The 17,984-nt window shown below is 49.9% G+C and carries 18 protein-coding genes; 16 read left to right on the top strand and 2 right to left on the bottom strand.

The window, feature by feature from the left end; translation table 11 throughout:
* Window positions 1-52: 52 nt before the first annotated feature.
* Window positions 53-652 (top strand): nitroreductase family protein, encoded by a 600-nt coding sequence (locus tag IEY46_RS12050; protein ID WP_188992255.1) that lies wholly within the window; start codon window positions 53-55, stop codon window positions 650-652.
* 229 nt (window positions 653-881) lie between these two features.
* Entirely contained in the window at window positions 882-1,709 is an 828-nt protein-coding gene (locus IEY46_RS12045; protein WP_188992254.1) for a sugar phosphate isomerase/epimerase family protein, read from the top strand.
* A gap of 128 nt (window positions 1,710-1,837) precedes the next feature.
* Here IEY46_RS12045 and IEY46_RS12040 read toward each other — a convergent pair whose 3' ends face one another.
* Entirely contained in the window at window positions 1,838-2,722 is an 885-nt protein-coding gene (locus IEY46_RS12040) for an AraC family transcriptional regulator (RefSeq protein ID WP_188992253.1), read from the bottom strand.
* Between the two features lie 187 nt (window positions 2,723-2,909).
* Between IEY46_RS12040 and IEY46_RS12035 the strand changes: the two genes are divergently transcribed.
* The 12 genes from IEY46_RS12035 (at window position 2,910) to IEY46_RS36755 (ending at window position 12,144) form a co-directional block, all read left to right on the top strand.
* The gene (locus IEY46_RS12035) at window positions 2,910-3,755 is read left to right on the top strand and encodes a phytanoyl-CoA dioxygenase family protein (RefSeq protein WP_188992252.1); all 846 of its coding nucleotides are present in this window, start codon (window positions 2,910-2,912) and stop codon (window positions 3,753-3,755) included.
* Window positions 3,756-3,890: 135 nt separating this feature from the next.
* On the top strand, window positions 3,891-4,796 hold the full coding sequence (locus IEY46_RS12030; RefSeq protein WP_188992251.1) for a copper amine oxidase N-terminal domain-containing protein: 906 nt from the start codon (window positions 3,891-3,893) through the stop codon (window positions 4,794-4,796).
* 193 nt (window positions 4,797-4,989) lie between these two features.
* On the top strand, window positions 4,990-5,661 hold the full coding sequence (locus IEY46_RS12025; protein WP_188992250.1) for a PspA/IM30 family protein: 672 nt from the start codon (window positions 4,990-4,992) through the stop codon (window positions 5,659-5,661).
* 307 nt (window positions 5,662-5,968) lie between these two features.
* The gene (locus IEY46_RS12020) at window positions 5,969-6,169 is read left to right on the top strand and encodes a copper ion binding protein (RefSeq protein WP_188992249.1); all 201 of its coding nucleotides are present in this window, start codon (window positions 5,969-5,971) and stop codon (window positions 6,167-6,169) included.
* Window positions 6,170-6,391: 222 nt separating this feature from the next.
* Entirely contained in the window at window positions 6,392-7,246 is an 855-nt protein-coding gene (locus IEY46_RS12015; protein WP_188992248.1) for a DUF8832 domain-containing protein, read from the top strand.
* Between the two features lie 224 nt (window positions 7,247-7,470).
* Window positions 7,471-8,166 carry a response regulator transcription factor gene (locus IEY46_RS12010; protein ID WP_188992247.1) on the top strand — a complete coding sequence of 232 codons (696 nt, stop codon included), beginning with the start codon at window positions 7,471-7,473 and terminating at the stop codon, window positions 8,164-8,166.
* A 36-nt stretch (window positions 8,167-8,202) separates the two neighbouring features.
* A complete protein-coding gene (locus IEY46_RS12005; RefSeq protein WP_188992246.1) occupies window positions 8,203-9,312 on the top strand; it encodes a sensor histidine kinase in 1,110 nt (369 codons plus the stop codon).
* Window positions 9,313-9,438: 126 nt separating this feature from the next.
* Window positions 9,439-9,600, top strand: coding sequence for a hypothetical protein (locus IEY46_RS12000; protein ID WP_229750257.1), 162 nt, complete (start codon window positions 9,439-9,441; stop codon window positions 9,598-9,600).
* Window positions 9,597-10,385: a glycosyltransferase family 2 protein gene (locus IEY46_RS11995; RefSeq protein ID WP_229750256.1), complete on the top strand. Its 789-nt coding sequence runs from the start codon at window positions 9,597-9,599 to the stop codon at window positions 10,383-10,385. The genes IEY46_RS12000 and IEY46_RS11995 overlap by 4 nt, the downstream gene beginning before the upstream one ends.
* The gene (locus IEY46_RS11990; protein WP_188992244.1) at window positions 10,382-10,735 is read left to right on the top strand and encodes a DUF2304 domain-containing protein; all 354 of its coding nucleotides are present in this window, start codon (window positions 10,382-10,384) and stop codon (window positions 10,733-10,735) included. Before IEY46_RS11995 ends, IEY46_RS11990 begins: the two co-directional genes overlap by 4 nt.
* 61 nt (window positions 10,736-10,796) lie before the next feature.
* Window positions 10,797-11,699 (top strand): cytochrome P450, encoded by a 903-nt coding sequence (locus IEY46_RS36760; RefSeq protein ID WP_268239507.1) that lies wholly within the window; start codon window positions 10,797-10,799, stop codon window positions 11,697-11,699.
* A 13-nt stretch (window positions 11,700-11,712) separates the two neighbouring features.
* Window positions 11,713-12,144 carry a cytochrome P450 gene (locus IEY46_RS36755; protein WP_268239506.1) on the top strand — a complete coding sequence of 144 codons (432 nt, stop codon included), beginning with the start codon at window positions 11,713-11,715 and terminating at the stop codon, window positions 12,142-12,144.
* A gap of 241 nt (window positions 12,145-12,385) precedes the next feature.
* Here IEY46_RS36755 and IEY46_RS11975 read toward each other — a convergent pair whose 3' ends face one another.
* Entirely contained in the window at window positions 12,386-15,139 is a 2,754-nt protein-coding gene (locus IEY46_RS11975) for a glycoside hydrolase family 2 protein (RefSeq protein WP_188992242.1), read from the bottom strand.
* A 162-nt stretch (window positions 15,140-15,301) separates the two neighbouring features.
* Here IEY46_RS11975 and IEY46_RS11970 point away from each other — a divergent pair, with 162 nt between their 5' ends.
* Both IEY46_RS11970 and IEY46_RS11965 read left to right on the top strand, forming a co-directional pair.
* Window positions 15,302-16,249, top strand: coding sequence for an ArsR/SmtB family transcription factor (locus tag IEY46_RS11970; RefSeq protein ID WP_188992241.1), 948 nt, complete (start codon window positions 15,302-15,304; stop codon window positions 16,247-16,249).
* Window positions 16,250-17,193: 944 nt separating this feature from the next.
* Window positions 17,194-17,976, top strand: coding sequence for a tyrosine-protein phosphatase (locus IEY46_RS11965; protein ID WP_188992240.1), 783 nt, complete (start codon window positions 17,194-17,196; stop codon window positions 17,974-17,976).
* Window positions 17,977-17,984: the final 8 nt, after the last annotated feature.

The following is a 17,984-nucleotide window of genomic DNA, read 5'->3' as shown; positions in this document are numbered from 1 at the left end:
ATAAAAGGCGGGATATCCTAATCAGGTAATAATCATGGAAGGATGATGATCGATGAGTCAGGATTTTATTGCAGGCTTGAAAAAACGCCGTTCCATTTATGCGATCAGCAAAGATAAAATTGTTCCGGATGCGCGCATCCAGGAAATTGTGAGCGATGCGGTTTTACACACGCCTTCTGCGTTCAACTCCCAAAGCGCAAGGGTGGTCATCCTTCTGGATGAACAGCATGAACGCCTGTGGGACATCGTCAAGGAAACGCTGCGAAAAATGGTACCCGCTGAGAATTTTGCCCAAACGGAAGAGAAAATCAACGGTTTCCGCAGCGGTTACGGCTCCGTTTTGTTTTTTGAGGACAGAAGTGTTATTGAAAATTTGCAGCAGCAATTTGCTACGTACAGGGAAAAGTTTCCCGATTGGTCTCAGCATTCCTCGGGCATGCTGCAACTGGTCGTCTGGACTTCGCTGGAACTGGAGGGGTTAGGCGCTTCCCTGCAGCATTACAATCCCATTATCGATGAAGAGGTACAGAAAACCTGGAATCTGCCGTCGAACTGGGAGTTGGTTGCCCAGATGCCGTTCGGCAAACCGACTGCCGATCCGGGCGAGAAGCAATTTATGCCGCTGGAGGAACGCCTGAAAGTGTTCAAGTAACCTCTCTTGGATCTTTATGATGGCAATAAACAGCTCTCCTACGCGAGAGCTGTTTGTTTTATTTGCTATCTATCTACTATTTTTTGCAAACTCAACTTATGTTCCAGCGCCCGGGTATTGTAATCTGTGCGGCTTCTGCTAAGCTGATAAGGTCTGTGTGAAAGACTTTATCGCAGACCAGCCCTTTCATTTTCCAAAATTTTTTATTTCGATTAAGGAGGAAAGGTTCATGTCGTATCTATCTGTAAGTACCTGGAGCCTGCATCGTCTTCTGGGTCCGCTTCGATGGACCGTATGGAATGAAGAAACGGGAGAACATTCGACAAATGAACAGGCTCAGCCTGAGATCCTTTCATTGCTGGAGCTTCCTGAGGAAGCGGGGAGGCGCGGATATCGGGCCGTTGAGGTGTGTCACTTTCATTTCCCGTCGACAGCGCCTGATTATTTGGAACAGCTCAAGCAGTCTTTTTTGTCGGCTGGCGTATCCTTTGATACGCTGCTGCTGGATTACGGCAATCTGACGGCTGACGACAGCAAACGCCGTGAAGCTGATTTGGAACTGTCGTGCAGATGGATCGATACGGCGGCGCTGGCGGGAGCGAAGCAGATCCGTATAATTGCCGGCGAAGCCGGTCCGCAAGATGAAGAGGCTTTGCGGCTGTCAGCCGCTGCGCTTCGGGAGCTTGCTGCGTACGCTGAGGATAAAGGTGTCCGGGTGGTCAGTGAAAATTTCAAGTCGCTTACGTCAACCGGAGATAGCTGCAAGCAGCTTCTGGAGTTGACCGGGGATGCGATCGGATTTATTACCGATTTCGGCAATTTCAAGGCACCGCACAAATATGCAGAATTTGAGCAGATCCTTCCCGCAAGCGTTTCCGTACATGCCAAAGCCGATTATGACGAGCAGGGTCTGCCGGATGAAGCCGAGCTGCGTCTTTGTCTCGAGCGTGTGCGAACATCCGGGTTCGACGGCGCTATGGTGCTGATCTATGACGGTCCGGGAGGGATGTGGGAAGGACTGGAGCGGGTAAAGCGGATTGTGGAGCCGTATTTGTAAGCCATCGAGCAGAACTGATAATATGCGACAGACCTATTTGGACCAAATACGGCATATGGTTTCATGAGAGACCTATGATCAGTATTCAAAATAACAAAGAAACCCATACCGCATAAGGGTTTTCTTTGTTATTTTTCATTTTTCCGTCTCATGTTGCGCCAATCGCCAGGAGTGAGTCCGGTTCGTTTTTTGAACGTTTTGGAGAAATGGTGAATATCGGCAAATCCGCAATAGGACGCGATCTCCTCCTGGGATAATGTGGAGCCCTGAAGCAGCTCTCTGGAATGTGTGATCCGCATGTCCATCAGATACTGGTGCGGGGATACGCCATATCGCTCTTTGAACAGCGCGCTGAAGCGGGAAGGGGACAGATTGGCTCTGCCGGCCATATCCTGAATCGATAATGGCTCATTCAAATGGACCGAGAAATAGGAAACTATCCATCCGAACGGATCCAATGCGTTTCGTGTGCTGAAGCTGTTTTCCCGGTCGTAAGCTTCCAGGATGGAAATAACCAGTTCGGAGGCAAGCAGTTGCGCCTTCAACTGCATCAATGTACTGTGCTGCTGCCATAATTCAATCATCCGAATGAGCGTTTCACTGAATTTCTTCGGATTGACGACTTCAAGGCGAACAGGAACATGAATGCCAAATACCTGGTCAAACCTTGGCTGCATCAGATCGCGGTACGGGCTCAGATCAAGCTGCCCAGGCCTGGTTGCAAAGCTTTGCTCCCGCTTTTCGTTGTAAAAAATATCCAGATGTGCATATGGAGTAATCGTATCTGTCAGTCCTTCCAGCGCAACAAGGCTTCCCGGCTGGACAAGGCATAGCTGACCGGATTCAAACCGGTAGGTTTGCCGGTCAACAGCAAATTGGCATATCCCCTCCTGAATATAGATCAGCAGGTAATCAAGCAGCCTTCGTTCAGGTGCATTCCACGGTCGCCGGATGGCATAATCGCTTTCTCTGATGAAAGGTACCACGGGAAGGGAGCTCAACTGATCACTCATAAGAATGGGTACGCACCTTTCTCCTGTAGAAGATATTATAGTTGGAGTATATCATATAGGACTCATAAGTTTCAGTTGTTTTTGACAAATATTCAATAGGGAATGACAATGACCATTCCGTTGCAAATGAATATAATCGTCATATAAAGAGATGCTCATTTCCTATGAGCAGAAGGAGGAATAAACAATGTCAGCCGACGAACAGACCGCCCTGCTGCCCGCTCTGGACTCTCATTATGAGATCACGAAAGCACAGGTGGAGGATTATCAGGAAAAGGGACATGTGCTGCTCCGCGGCATAGCCGCTCCGAACGAGGTGGCTGCTTATGAACCGGTTATCAGTGACTGCGTCAAGCGATTAAACAACCACAATAAGCCGCTCGAAGAGCGTGATACGTACGGGAAAGCTTTTATTCAGATCGGAAATTTATGGAAACATAGCGAAGCGGTGGCCAAATTTTCCCTAGCCCGCCGTTTTGCCCGGATTGCCGCGGATTTAATGGGGGTCGACGGGGTCCGGATGTACCATGATCAAGCTCTTTACAAAGAACCTCACGGGGGTCACACGCCTTGGCATCAGGACCAGATCTACTGGCCGCTTGATACAGACAAGACGATCACACTCTGGATGCCGCTTGTTCCGATTTCAGAGGAGATCGGCTCGATGACTTTCGCCTCGGGGTCCCATAAGAAAGGTTTTATCAATCGAATGGTGATCTCCGACGAGTCCCATAAGACGCTGGCCCAATATATCGATGGAAAAGGGTTTGAACAATGGACCTATGGGGCAATGGCCGCAGGGGATGCCACTTTCCACTCCGGATGGACCGTGCATAGCGCGCCAGGGAACCCGACGGATCATATGCGCAAGGTGATGACCATTATTTATATTGCCGACGGTCTGCGCATAGCTGAACCGCAAAGCAATTCCCACCGCAGCGATCTGGCTTCCTGGTTTCCGGGACTTGGTCCTGGCGATCTGGCCGCAAGCCCGCTCAATCCGCTGCTGTATAGCCGCAGCCAGAATGGTTAAAAACGAATAAGCTCATAAAAATCCCCCATCGCATTCTTCAAAAGCGATGGGGGATTTGCAGTTTACCGCAGATATGATAATCTGTTAACATCCTAAACTATTAATTGAATAAGAAACGGAGGAAATTAATTCACCATGAATAAATGGTTGAAATCTGTAGTCGCCGTCTCCCTGCTGCTTGGCGGACTAACGGTCGGGAGTTCCGCTTATGCTGCCGGCTCTGCGCAGCTGCAGGTTTTTATTGACGGCAAGATACAGGATCAAGCAATTCTGTCCCAAGGAAATACAATGGTGCAATTGATTGCTTTTAATGATCCCGGCTGGGTAAGCTATTCCTATGATACCAAGACGAAGACCGTTGTCATTACAAACAAGGTCCTGAATATGACCGTCATGCTCCAGTCGGACGCCACAGAAGCTAATGTCAATGGCACCCGTGTCAAGCTGGATGCCCCGGTACTGATTGTTTCTGGCCGCGCGTATGTCCCGCTTCGTTTTCTCTCCGAAACGCTTGGCGGAAAAGTGGATTACATCACTGCAACCAGACAGGCGATTGTGCGCACGCCATCGGGGGAAGCCCAATTCCAGAAGCTCAGGAAAGGGACGCTTGCGGAAGCCCGTAATATCGCAATCCATCTGAGCGAGATTTCTTCCGGGAAAGAGCTTTCACCTTCGGGCGAAGGATTCTCCCAAACGTACACATTCCCTAAAGGCGAAACGCTTCGCTTTACGAAGGAATACAAAGGACTGATCAGCTACATCGAGATTAACAGCCAGGGGTTGGCTGAATTCAAATGGCAGAAAGATACCTGGTCGGATACCGGCAAATACCGTGAAGTCGGGGTCAAGCCGAAGGCATTCGGTGAATCTGTCGTGTTCATGTACAACTTCATGACTCCGGAAATCACGAAATACGGCTTGACAGATAAAGATGGCAATGTTGGAGAAATGACTTCCTACGCGGTCACGGAGCAGCGTCAGAAGAGCGGGGAGCTGATCAACCCTGTCGAAGGCGAGCAGCGCACGGATTATCAGAAATAATCCGCATTTAAGTACTTCAGGAACAGGACAAGTCGAGCTGCCGGAAAACCGGCGCTTTTTTTTTGAGGAAATGTCGAATAAGCTTAAATAAGTTGATTTTTTTTCCAATCGGGGTACATAATTGAAACGTATCCCGCTATCATTCGTAAAAGGTACCATTATAGTAGAAAACATGGAAAAGGGAGGACTGCAAATGTCGATTTTTAAAAGACTCAGAGATTTAACTTTATCCAATATTTACGCTATGATTGAGAAAGCGGAAGATCCGGTAAAACTGACAGACCAATATATCCGGGATATGCAGGAAGATCTGGAGGATGCGGAGAAAGCCGTCGCTGCCCAGATTGCAATCGAGAAGAAATTCAAAATACTGTATGAGGAACAGGAAGCGCTCGTGAAGAAACGCAATGAGCAGGCTCATACAGCAGCCCAGATGCAGAATCCGGACCTTGCCCGCCGTGCGCTTGAAGAGAAGAAAGCGGCTGAGCAGAAGAGGGATGAATACCATAGCAGCTATGAACAAAACAAATCCTCCGCCGACAATTTGCGCGGAAAACTTGCGGAGATGCGCAAGCAGCTGTCCGATATGAAAAACAAACGCGAAATGCTGGTAGCCCGATATAATGCGGCTAAAGCTCAGGCGGAAATCAATAAATCGATGGCGGGTTTTAACTCCGATACCGCCGCTGCGGGCATGAAACGGATGGAGGAGAAGATGCTCCAGATGGAAGCGCAGGCCGAAGCGAGCGATGAGCTGACCAGCAAAGAAAAGCTGCTGGACGCTGAATTCGAAGCGCTCAGCAAGGATCAGGCCGTCGAAGATGAGCTGGCTGCGTTGATGAAACAGTACGAGAACAAGAACTAGACCATAGACCAAACAAGAAGAACGTCCGTTGACAATGATCACGCTGCTGATCGGCCAGGTCACTGACGTTTTTTCTTTGCATGAAGTCAACCCACTTAACGATCTATTCAATCACATGTTTGACATATCCAGTAGGGGATTGTATATTAGTGGCCAAGAGTGGACCGTATATGGAAAAGTCAGTTAACCGGTAAAAAATAGAGCTGCATTATCCTGATGCGAATGATGGGCGATGCAAGAGTCATCCTACCATCACGATGAAGAAAAAATTTCTGGCGGCTCGTTACGTCCAGGAGGAGGAACCGGCATGGAACATATTCAATTGCATGTAAAGGGAATGTCCTGCAATCATTGCGTGAATTCGGTCGAAGGGGCTGTCAAGGCATTAGGCGCTTCCGCCAAAGTGGATTTGGCTAAGGAGGAGGTAAGTGTTGATTACGACAAATCCCTTCTATCACTTGCTGCAATCAAGGAAGCCATTGAAGATCAAGGTTATGATGTGGTTTGAAGATCCGGAGCCGCCTGCTGGCGGCTCCCTTTTTTTGTATAGGTAAGGTTAAGTATTATTTCTAAGTGAAGAAACTTGCTTCGCTGGAAAGGACGGCGTTAGCCGTTTCTTCTTGGGTATAAATATACCCCACGGGGGTACCATATAGAGAAGAGCAGGCGTAACTGAGAAGGACGGCAAGGCAACCGAGGAAGAACAAGTGAAAATGTCGTGGAGGTAAGGATGAGACTAATAGGGCTAACTTTGTTAATTGCTGCCGTTAGTCTGACAGCAGCATGCTCCAGATTCGGGCATCATGAAGAGCCGGTTCCAAAAACCACAATGAATCACAACCATGAAATGATGCAAATGAACCACGGGGGCCATGTGGCATTTGACAGTCCGAAGATCAAGACGATTGCCGCCTGGAAGCTGTCGGACGAGAATCCGCAGCCAGGGAAGACAACCACAATCACGGTGCAGATTGACGATGAGCGTGGCAAGCCGGTGAAGGAATTTGATATTAATCATGAGAAACAGATGCATTTGATCGTTGTGAGTCGGGATCTTGCTTCTTTCGATCATATCCACCCTGTATATAACGGCAATGGACAATTTCAAGTTAAAACGGCGTTCCCGGCAGCCGGCGATTACAAGCTGATCGCAGATTATATGCCGGCAGGAGGGTCAGCGGTCAATAACAGCACATGGGTGGCTGTACGGGGGACGGCCTCCAAGGCTGTGCCGGTCGAACCGGACAAAATCCTGGTCAAGACCGTTAACGGCGTTAAGGTTGAATTGACATACGACCATTTGATGGCCGGAATGGATTTGGAATTGACCTTCCATTTGACCGATGCAAGATCGCATGAGCCGATAAAGGATCTTGAGCCTTATCTGGGTGCGGTTGGACATGTGGTCATTCTAAACAGTGAGGTGCAGAAGTATTTGCATGTTCATCCGATGGAAGAGAAAGCCGGAGGACCGGACGCCAAATTCATGACCTCATTTCCAGAGGGCGGCATCTATAAGGTCTGGGGCGAGTTCAAGCGGAAGGGAGAGACCTTTCTGGTTCCCTTCGTTATTAAAGTTCCTTAGGAAGCAGTCCAGGCCGTATGCGAGGGTCAGCAGGTTTGCTAAAGAGATGCAGTAGAGCGCCGTTAAGCGGCGCTTTTTTTGGCGGGTATTTACAGATAGACGGGTAGAACAGCGCGCGATAGTCCTTCATTGCAGCTTATTAAGAAAAAGATAAGAATTAAGGATGTGAAAAGATTACCCGGGATTGTTATAATGGAACGAATCCATGAAAGGGCGTCATTCCAGTGAATACGAAAACGTTGCTGCTCGTCGACGATGAAACTGAAATCATCAAGCTGATGCAAATTTATTTGCTGCAGGAAAACTTTCGTCTTCTTACCGCGGGAAGCGGTGAGGAAGCGTTGGACATTGTAAAGCGGGAGACCGTGGACCTCATTGTGCTGGACATTATGATGCCAGGCATGAACGGAATCGACACCTGCCTGAAAATTCGCGAGACAGGCGACATGCCGATTATTTTCCTCTCAGCCAAAGGTCAGGAAATCGATAAGATCACAGGACTCAGCATAGGGGCGGATGATTATGTGACCAAGCCCTTCAGTCCCCTCGAGCTGATCGCGAGAATCAAAAGCCAGCTTCGCCGTTACAGCAAATACTCGCCGCCACAGGCGGGAAGCGACAGCGTCGTCATTGACGGTCTTATGATCAATTCATCTACCCATGAGATTACGGTGGAGGGGGAACCGGTCAAGCTGACTCCACGGGAATTTGCGATTGTCGAATTGCTTGCTCGCAACCGGGGCATTGTTTTCAGCATCGAGAATATTTATGAGAAGGTTTGGAAGGATGCTTTTTTTGAAGCGAACAATACGGTTATGGTGCATATACGCAAGATCCGCGAAAAAATCGAAGCCGATCCGCGCAAGCCGCGGTACATCAAAACGGTATGGGGCGTCGGCTACAAATTCGATAATCTATAACGTGAGACGGCTGTATCCGAAAGGAAAACGGACATTATGAGACCCAAATTGTTTCAAACCTTCCTATGGAAATTTCTGCTTGCTTTTCTGGCCAGTCTCGCTTCCTTGGGAGTGGTACTGGGGATCAGTTATTTTTTGGCTACCCAACTGATCCGTTTCAATCCGTCATCCTCCTTTCCTCTGACCTCTCTGCTGCGCTGGATTATTAACCGAATCGGTTCGGTCCCCGTGATGTCAGTCACGGGCTGTTTCCTGTTCCTTCTGTTCTTTTTTGTTTTCTCCCGCAAAATGATCCGTTACATCGAATTAATCACCTCCGGACTCCAGAAAATCGCCGAAGGTGATTTGTCGCATCGCATTCCGGTTACAACCTCTGATGAGCTGGGGCAGGTTGCGAGGACTGTAAATGAGATGACGCTGCGGCTAAGCCAGTCGCAAGCGGAGGAGCGGGCAGCGGTACAGGCGCGCAATGATCTGATTACCGGGGTATCGCATGATCTGCGGACCCCGCTTACTTCCGTGCTGGGATTTCTGGAATATATCGAGCAAGACCGCTACCGGGATGAACCTGAGCTGCGTCAATATGTGAGTATCGCTTATGAGAAATCGCTTGTGCTGGAGAAACTGATCGATGATTTGTTCGAATATACGCGTGTGACCAGCAGTGATCTTCCGCTGCAGCTGGAGCGGATTGATCTGGTTCCTTTCCTGCAGCAGTTGGCGGATGAATTCGTGCCTGCGCTGGATGCGGCGGGCATGGCCTGCAGGGTGCATGCGGCATCTGCGCCACTTGTGGTGGAAGGCGATCCCGAGCTGCTGCTCCGCCTGTTCGAGAATTTAATGACCAATGCGATCCGGTATGGGCGCGAGGGCCTGTATCTGGATATTGAGATGGGCGAGGAGCAAGGTCAGACCGCTATTATTTTCCGCAATTATGGCGAGCCGATCCCTGCTAATCATTTGCCCCATCTGTTTGAGCGGTTTTACCGTGTCGATGCGTCCCGTTCCAAAGAGACCGGCGGAAGCGGGCTCGGCCTGGCCATCGCCAGAAGCATTGTGGAGCTGCACGGGGGAACCATCAAGGCAACGAGCGCCAAGCGCAAAACAGAATTTACAGTCACGCTTCGGTCCGCAGCCAGCAAATAAACGGACCCGTGCCTTAGCCGGACATAGATCTTAAGAAACTGATAAGATTTACTCTCCCTTGTCGTTAAGAATCGGCTCTTATACTAAGAGTCAAGAAACGTCTGCCAACGAGAAGGGGAGAATCAGATGAGAAGCTTCATCATGATAATTTGTTTATTGTTTGTGATGCTGGTTGCCTGGTCCATCAAAAGAGGCTGGCTAAGCAATAAATTTGCCGCAGTCTGGGGTTCCGTGAGTGTAAGCTGCCTTGGTGTGATGCTGCTGTCCATTTGGATGGAACAGTCATGAGGGATATTCGTTCCGCTGCCGCGACGGAAGATGCCCGTGTTAATCCAGATCCCTTGATGGAGTTTAGAGAAATAAAGCTGCTTGTTATCATCCCGGCTTATAACGAAGCGGGAGGGATAGCGATTACAGTAAAGCTTGTAAAAAATGCCCTTCCCAACGCCGACATCCTGGTGGTCAATGACGGTTCATTGGACTCGACTGGCGCGGAAGCAGTCAAAGCCGGCGCAAGAGTTGTTAATTTGGTCAATAATCTGGGGATTGGCGGTGCGGTGCAAACGGGATACCGGTATGCGGCTGCCGGCGGATATGATTATGCCGTCCAGATTGACGGGGATGGCCAGCATAACCCTGAGGATTGTCTGGCATTATTGACCGCATTGCGGCAAAATAACGCAGATATGGTCGTAGGCTCACGATTTCTGACAGGCGAAGGCTTTCAATCCAGCATGGCGCGCCAGGCGGGGATCCGGCTGCTCGCAGCAATTGTATCGAAGCTGACCGGGCGCAAAGTGACGGACCCTACTTCAGGCTACCGGTTATGCAGCCGCAGGGCTATCCTCCTGTTCGCAAAGGAATATTCCACCGATTATCCTGAGGTTGAGGCTTTAATGACGCTTAATCGTTATCGTTTCCGATTCCATGAAGTTCCGGTTCGAATGAGTGAAAGGCAATCTGGCGTGTCCAGTATCTCACCACTCAAGTCGGTGTATTATATGGCTAAAGTGATACTAGCCGTCTGCATGGAACGGACCAGGGGCAGCAAGGAATGGGGGGTGGAGTCATGAGCGGGAGCATCAACAGCATGGGGCTTCTAATAGGCCTGTTATTTACAGGAACCGTACTGCTCTTTATCAGACGACGAACATTGAAGGAGCGTTATGCGCTGATATGGCTGGTTACCGGCATCCTAATGACGGTATTGTCCCTCTTTCCATCCTTGCTGGAGTTTCTGGCCGGCTTGTCAGGCATTTATTATCCGCCTTCCCTGCTGTATATCTTCGGTATTATTGGCGCTTTATTTATCCTGCTGCATCTGTCCATGGCAGCTTCATCGATGAGTGAGCGGATTATTAAGCTGACGCAAACGGTGGCTATTTTGGAGGAGAGGCTGCAGGCTGATCGGGATAAAATTTGAGGATTGAGCGGAAGGGCGTTATGATGGAGCTATATGACCGGTATGTGAAGGGGAGATCAGCATGACCCGAGTGGTCGGAATTCCATCATCCAGAGTTGCCAATTTTTTTAGCTTCCAGCGGGATCCGCTCCAATTTTTGGTGGACGCGCTGCCGGTTGGTGAAATGGTGTCCTTGCGGACAAGCTCGCTTCGCCCTACTTTTATTGTGAATTCGCCTGCTTTTATACAGGAAATTCTTGTTCATCAGGAAGAACGCTTTCGCAAGGGCAGAAGCTCCAATGTGCTGCGCCGCACGATCGGAGACGGACTGTTGACGTCTGAGCATGCAAGCCATAAGCATCAGAAAAAATACTTAATGCCGGTTTTCTATAAGGAACGTATCCAGTCTTACGCCGGCGTGGTTGTGGAAGAAACCGAGCGGCTGGCCGATACGCTCAAGGAAGGCGAAGCAGTTCCCATGCATGAAGTCATGATGCGGCTGACCTTGGGAATCATCGCAAGGAGCATGTTCAACACGGAACTGAATGAGACCAAGACCGAGCTTGCGGTGGCGGTGGACGATACGATCAGACTGAGCGCCAAAACGATTTTCTCGCCCCTCATTCTTCCGCTTGCTGTCCCGACACCGGGAAACCGCAGACATGTGAAAGCAATTCGCTCTCTGGAAGATATGATATACGACACAATCGCCGCTGCACGCAGAAACCCGGCATTTTATGCCGACAGCCTGCTTGGATTGCTGCTCGACACAAAGGATGAGCATGGCCATCCTATTGGCGACGAGGAGATCCGCGATCAGATGATGACGATGCTGTTGGCCGGCCATGAAACAACGGCCAACGCGATGGTATGGGCCTTTTATGCCTTGGACCAAATGGGCAGTGCGGATGAGCGGCTGTATCAGGAGGTTCGCGAACTGCCGCTGAACGCTTTGGAGATAAGCGGGGGGGCAATCAGCTTATGAGTTATACCGTGGATTGACCTATACCAAGCAGGTGATTCAGGAAACGCTGCGGCTATATCCGCCTGCTTGGGCGATTCTTCGCGAAGCGGAGGAGGCGGTCGACATGCTGGGGGATCATTTTCCAGCGAACAGCAGTTTTCTGATCAGCCCATATGCCATTCACCGCAATGAACAGATGTTCGAAGATGCCGCTGTTTTCCGGCCGGAGCGGTTCGCTGACGGATCATCGCAATGGCCGCGCTTCGCTTATTTCCCGTTCGGAGGAGGCGCGCGCGGCTGCATCGGCTCGCAGTTTGCGCTGATGGAGGCGGGGCTGATCCTCGCGGTACTTGCTAGAAGGTTCCGCTTTGTATCGGCACCCGGTCAAGGTGAAGCGCAGCCGGAGCCGCTTGTTTCGCTACGGATCAAGAACGGCCGCTGGATGATACCGCAGCGGCGCAGTTGACAGGTTTGACAGAATGGAAGGCCGCCGGTAAGACGGCAGTCAAAAAAGCTTCCCTCAGCTGCCTTATCTGGCGGCAGCGGGAAAGCTTTTTTTTTGAAGAGTATAAGTATTTTCCTTACCGTGCTAAGGGAAGAAACCTGCATCGCGGCAATGTCGGCGTCAGCCGTTTCTTCATGTGGGAGAACTTGCTCGTCGGGCAACCCGTAGTCCAATAAGGGCAGCCCGGCGATTTCAGAAACGGTTATAGATAGCAGACCAGTAGGTCGATCGGATAACGTCCGGCATTGCGTCCGTATAAGGCAAGCCCGCCATCCTCCGCACGCAGTTCCAGTTTGAAGCTGCGGTTTCGGTTGATGTTTGCGGCCAGTGTGCTTGGAATAACGGCCTTGACCAAATAACCGTAAGAGCCGGCTTCGTGGAGTTTGTTCGGCTCGGTCTGGTAATGCCAGGATAAAGCGCCGCGGCTGTCGGCCGGATCATTGGTAAGCAGCACAGATTCAATCTCCACGCCGTCGATGGCGATACGCAGTCTGGACTCTTGGCGGTTGGTGCCAGTCATCGGGTACGAGTTGAGATTGTATTCCGGATCGGCTTTGGCCCCGTGCATGTATGAGATATCATGTTTCTTATAGCCCAGCTTCTCTTTATTGTAGGCCAGCAGACGTTTCGCGCTGGCCTCGAACACCAGCTCGACATGGCTCACTTGCTGTAGAGTGGCTGTATCAGGCAGCGCAATCTCATACGTAAAGCTGCCGCTTCCGGTCCCGTTGATTTTGTGATCCTCGAGCGCGCTCCAGCTATAGTCCCACTGCTGCTCCGTGAATGAGCCGACAGGAAGGCTGGTCCATTGTCCATCCGTATTATAACGGCCTTGAGCAGCTCCGCTGCGCACATCGAACGTAATGAAATTCCGGGTAATGATCGTACCGTCCGGTGCCAGCAGCCGGATCGCAAGCACAGCCAGTGCGTCGAATGCCGGCATGGTAACCGCAAGCGGAAGCAGCGGCTTCACGCCATAACCGTTCCATTCAATTGACGCGCTTCCCGAGTCGGACGTCATGCGGATGCCCAGATTGTCATGCCATAGCTCCCATTGAAGGGTTAGCGATTGGCCGTGGTACCGGTCCGAGAAGCTGGAGCCCGACAACTTGACGGAGAGCTGCTGTCCGCTTTTCACCGTTTCGCAGGGGGGAGCATCGATTACGATAAAGTCGGGGGAATGCAGATCAGCAAGCGACATGCCAGGGACATACCATTCGTAGCCGAATTGCTTGTCTGAACCGTCCAACCGGTAGTAGCCGTTGAATTCATTGATGACATCGCGGAACTCCGTGAAGACGAAGCCGCACATTTTGTCATGACGGCGGAATTCATTCATCATATAACGGTAATGCCAGGAGAGATCGCTGTCTCCCGCACCGCCTTCGATGCCCCATACATTGCCGCATTCGCTGTTCATCAGCGGAGCATCGCTTTGCGTATTACCGCCGATATAGTTGAAACTGGAGCCTGCGTAGGTGTTCTCCACGACATGATTGACATGTTCTTGAAGCTGTTCATATCCATTGATATAGAAATGCCAGGTGTTGATATCGGATTCGACATGGTCATAGTTGCAGGGAGAGTTGTCCTCGATAATCCGGGTAGGATCTTGGTCTTTGGCCCAATGATACATACGGCGCACCCACTCCTGCGTATCCGGCAAATAATTGTTGGCCGCTCCCTCCTGGCTGGTCAGGCTGCTTTCGCTGCTGTTTGTTTTGAGTCCCCATGTCTCGTTGTACATGACCCACGAGAATATGGAAGGGTGGTTGTAATCGCGTTCCATGATCTCGCGGGCTTCGCTCTCATAGCTGGCGCGGGCCTGCTCGCCGGGTTCTCCCCAGAAGCAGGGCATATCCTCCATTACGAGGATGCCAAGCATATCGGCCCAATAGAGTTTGCGCGGTTCTTCCGGCTTGATGTGGATACGGACGAAATTTAGACCGAGCTTCTTCATCAAGTAGATTTCGTCGTGCATCTCCTGGTCGGTGGGATAAGTAAAGTAGCCCGTTGGGTGGAAGGACTGATCCAAAGTACCGTTCAGATAAACGGGCTTGCCGTTAAGGGTGATCCAGCGGTAGCTGCGGTCCTCTGCCAAAGCCGTGGAAATTTCACGTATGCCGAAATAACTGCTTACACGATCTTCGCCCGATCCGCTATCTAATGAAATATGCCCTTCATACAAATAAGGCGACTCCGGACTCCATAGCTGCGGATCTCCAACCTTAAAGGTGATTTCCACGGTATTATCGCCTTCCGCGAGTGTCAGGGTCTCCTTATGGGACACCGCACCATCACCAAATGAGAATTCCAGAGTAGCCTGGCCTGCCTGAGCGGCTGAGATCAAGGAGCGTGTGCTGACAGTGCCGTCAATCGCCGTATTGAAGCGAGTGCTCCGGATAAAGCTGCCAGGGCGCGATTCCAGCCAGACAGGCTGCCAAATTCCGCGGATTTCTCCGTAACCCTGCTTGCCTCGTGCCTGATAATCATGTTCAAAATCTTCAGTCCGGACAGCGATGAGATTATCCCCCTCATAATTCCAGACAGAAGTGACATCAAATTCAAAGTTTCCGTAACCGCCCGTATGCGAACCGACAGCAATGCCGTTGACCCACACCTCGCAGGCATAATCGACAGCGCCGAAACGGAGGAATACGTTTGCAGCGGCAACAGCCGGCTGCCAGCTAATCTGGCGTCTGTACCAGGCAATGCCTTTCTCACTGCTGCCGATTCCCGATAACGGGCTGGCCCATGAGAAAGGAACCGTGATGATGGAATCAAAAGCACGGGCATCAGCGCTAAACCATTGTTCGCTGCGCCCTTGATCCTGGGAATCAAATTGAAAGGACCATTCTCCGTTCAGGTTGTTCCAGTCTGAGCGCTCCCAGTCGGGTCTTGGAAACTCGGGACGGGGGAGCAGTAGCTCCGTTTGAGTGGTAACGAATTGAGACATTAGGATACACACACCTCTCAGGTCATTATGAAAAAGGATGACAAAGTTCTCCAGCTATCGTATCATAAGTATATGTAATGGACAATATGTATAAGTTTTTTACAATATTAAATTTGCGTTGTACACTAGATATTGATAGTCACCCCGAGAGGAACGAAATGAATGAGCGAGATGACAGAATTCGTACAGCGTTACCCGGCTGCCCGGATTATTGATGTAGCCAAAGCTTTGTCCGGTGATTTGAGACTGCGTATTCTTGAGACACTGGGCGAGCGGTCCATGAGTATTTCCCAGCTTGCCGAAACCCTTGGCGTAGCCCAGCCGACCATTACGATTAATATTCAAATGCTGGAGCATGCCCAGCTCGTCAGCTCCATGCTTGGCGCCAACCGGGAGAAGATATGCTCGGTAACCTGCCGTTCGATTCTGCTGGAACTGCCATCAAAGCGTGGAGAAGGTCTGCACAAGCTGGAAGAGATTCATATGCCGATTGGCATGTATTCGCGTTGTTCCATTGAACCATATTGCGGAATGGTGAACAGGGAAGGGGTCTACATCGGTTGTGTTGATGATCCCCGAGCCTTCTATATGCCGGAGCGGACGGAAACCTCGCTGCTGTGGTTCGGCGGAGCGGGTTTTGTAGAGTATTATTTTGCCAATCCCGTACCTCCAGGAGTTTCCTTCAGCGAGCTGCGATTCCAGTCGGAGGTATGTGCGGAAGCACCCGGCTTCGATATGAATTGGCCTTCGGATATTTCCTTGTTTATCAACGATTGTCCAGCTGGCATGATTACGATCGATGCGGATTACGGCGACCGCAAAGGAAAGTTGACTTCGTCCAAATGGAATGGCGGCACGCAGTACGGGAAGCTGGTGGAATGGCGGGTGACGGATTCAGGCAGTTACATCGGGGAGGAACGCAAGTCGGAAACGACCCTGCTGGATCTGGATCTGAAATTCAATCAACCGATCCGAGTCCGGATTGAAGTATCGGAGGATGCGCAGAACCGGAACGGCCTTAACCTGTTCGGGGCTTCATTTGGAGATTATCCGCAGGATTTGATCCTCTCCTTTGTGCAGATTCATGAATCAGGAGAAGAAGGCAACTGAATCGCAGATAGAAGATGAATACAGAATGAAAGAATTAAGGCATCGCTGAGAAGCGATGCTTTTTTAAACCTTATAGAATTTATAAGTTTCACTCTTATAAATTTCTATAAGGTCTAAGGGAAGAAACTAACTTTGCCGCCAGAGGAAGGCGCAGCCGTTTATTCTTGTGGTTTAAAAAACACGCCATTCCCATGAAGGAGTTAATGTATTATCAATGTAATTTTTATGTAAGCTTATAGACCTGATTCTTCTTTACTCTAAAAGCAGGGGAATAAAAGGCTTGATTGCAGATTGGATTAATCCGGATTATTCACCTGTTTTTTAATCAAAAATGAACGGAAACGCCTGGTTTAAGGCGTTTTTTTGTTGCAATTTTATTGGATTTCTTTCTTAAACGAACTAGTTTTCTTACAAACGTTGTAGGTGTTAGGGATCATGAACCGGGATTAATTCATTTTTTCCCAATTTTACAAATCGTTAACGAGGGAGATTATGGTCTGACAAAAAGAGGGTGTATAGTCCTGGTTTATGGATTTATGAATAATAAGTCCTAATTAAGCAGAGCGGGAACAGAAGAATCTCACCTTGAGATGAGAAACGAGAGTCATAGAAAAGAGGGTTGAAGCTAACTGGGGCAAGGAATTTCTGAATTTAGTTGTAAGATATTTGTAAGATTAATTCAAGCACATCCACCTAGTCCTTGTTCGATTCAAAAGGACGATATTAAGGGATGAATCCTCTATAAATATGAATAAATTACATATTATTCCATCCAAAATTAATAAATTCTCATTATTGTATAGGGACGATAGCATGTTCGGTCAATACGAAAATAAACACAGACACCTACTTCAAAATATTACCTTATTCCCTCTTGTTGATGCGTCGTTTTGTGACATAATTTTATCATTCTTATAAATGCTGCGAGTCAGGAGGTGTTTATCGTGATTGACATCCATTGTCATTTGCTGCACGGACTGGATGACGGACCAGCCGATCTGGAGGAAGCCGTCTTATTGGCCGGTTACGCAGCAGAAGATGGTGCAACCGTCGTTTGCGCAACGCCTCATTACCGGATAGGGCGTTATGATACGAAAGCCAAAGACATATTGCTGGCTGTGGACGACTTGAATAGTGAACTTAAGGAACGCGGGATACCGCTTCGGGTTTTGGGCGGCCAGGAGATAAGGGCGCATGAAGAAATACTGGACGGGCTGAAGACTGGAAACCTGCTCCCGCTTGGGTATTCATCCTATGTGCTTGTGGAAATGCCTTCCGGGCGCTTGCCATATCGTTTCGATGAAATGATTCATGAGCTGCGCATAGCCGGATGGACGCCGATTATCGCCCATCCCGAACGCAACGCAGAAATTGCGGCTGATCCGGATAAGCTGGTGACCCTTGTGGGAAATGGGGCATTATGCCAAATTACCTCGCATTCGTTAACCGGCCGATTCGGCAAGCCAGTAAAAGCACTGGCTTGGGAGCTGTGCAGACGCAATCTGGTTCACTTGATCGCATCTGATGCGCATAACGCATCCACACGACCCTATGAGCTGCGTGCCGCATACAAAGCACTGTCTGCCAGGCTCGGAACGGAGCTTACGGACTATTACGAACGGAATGCCCGGTCTGTCATTCATGATATGCCCGTCAAACGAAGACCCATGCAGGGAAGAAGAAAGACAATGCGGTTGTTCGCAGGCTGGTCAATCTTCAAAACCTAGGAGTGGAG

Source organism: Paenibacillus nasutitermitis, from assembly GCF_014641075.1.
Classification (GTDB): domain Bacteria; phylum Bacillota; class Bacilli; order Paenibacillales; family Paenibacillaceae; genus Paenibacillus_Z; species Paenibacillus_Z nasutitermitis.
This window is presented reverse-complemented; position numbering and strand designations above follow the sequence as displayed.

Bases quoted from the DNA above. Each gene is read 5' to 3' on its own strand.
- IEY46_RS36760 (WP_268239507.1), top strand. From the start codon at position 10,797: ATGACCCGAGTGGTCGGAATTCCATCATCCAGAGTTGCCAATTTTTTT.
- IEY46_RS12015 (WP_188992248.1), top strand. From the start codon at position 6,392: ATGAGACTAATAGGGCTAACTTTGTTAATTGCTGCCGTTAGTCTGACA.
- IEY46_RS11975 (WP_188992242.1), bottom strand. From the start codon at position 15,139: ATGTCTCAATTCGTTACCACTCAAACGGAGCTACTGCTCCCCCGTCCC.
- IEY46_RS12030 (WP_188992251.1), top strand. From the start codon at position 3,891: ATGAATAAATGGTTGAAATCTGTAGTCGCCGTCTCCCTGCTGCTTGGC.
- IEY46_RS12025 (WP_188992250.1), top strand. From the start codon at position 4,990: ATGTCGATTTTTAAAAGACTCAGAGATTTAACTTTATCCAATATTTAC.
- IEY46_RS12000 (WP_229750257.1), top strand. From the start codon at position 9,439: ATGAGAAGCTTCATCATGATAATTTGTTTATTGTTTGTGATGCTGGTT.
- IEY46_RS12005 (WP_188992246.1), top strand. From the start codon at position 8,203: ATGAGACCCAAATTGTTTCAAACCTTCCTATGGAAATTTCTGCTTGCT.
- IEY46_RS12040 (WP_188992253.1), bottom strand. From the start codon at position 2,722: ATGAGTGATCAGTTGAGCTCCCTTCCCGTGGTACCTTTCATCAGAGAA.
- IEY46_RS12035 (WP_188992252.1), top strand. From the start codon at position 2,910: ATGTCAGCCGACGAACAGACCGCCCTGCTGCCCGCTCTGGACTCTCAT.
- IEY46_RS12050 (WP_188992255.1), top strand. From the start codon at position 53: ATGAGTCAGGATTTTATTGCAGGCTTGAAAAAACGCCGTTCCATTTAT.
- IEY46_RS12020 (WP_188992249.1), top strand. From the start codon at position 5,969: ATGGAACATATTCAATTGCATGTAAAGGGAATGTCCTGCAATCATTGC.
- IEY46_RS11990 (WP_188992244.1), top strand. From the start codon at position 10,382: ATGAGCGGGAGCATCAACAGCATGGGGCTTCTAATAGGCCTGTTATTT.
- IEY46_RS11970 (WP_188992241.1), top strand. From the start codon at position 15,302: ATGAGCGAGATGACAGAATTCGTACAGCGTTACCCGGCTGCCCGGATT.
- IEY46_RS12045 (WP_188992254.1), top strand. From the start codon at position 882: ATGTCGTATCTATCTGTAAGTACCTGGAGCCTGCATCGTCTTCTGGGT.
- IEY46_RS11995 (WP_229750256.1), top strand. From the start codon at position 9,597: ATGAGGGATATTCGTTCCGCTGCCGCGACGGAAGATGCCCGTGTTAAT.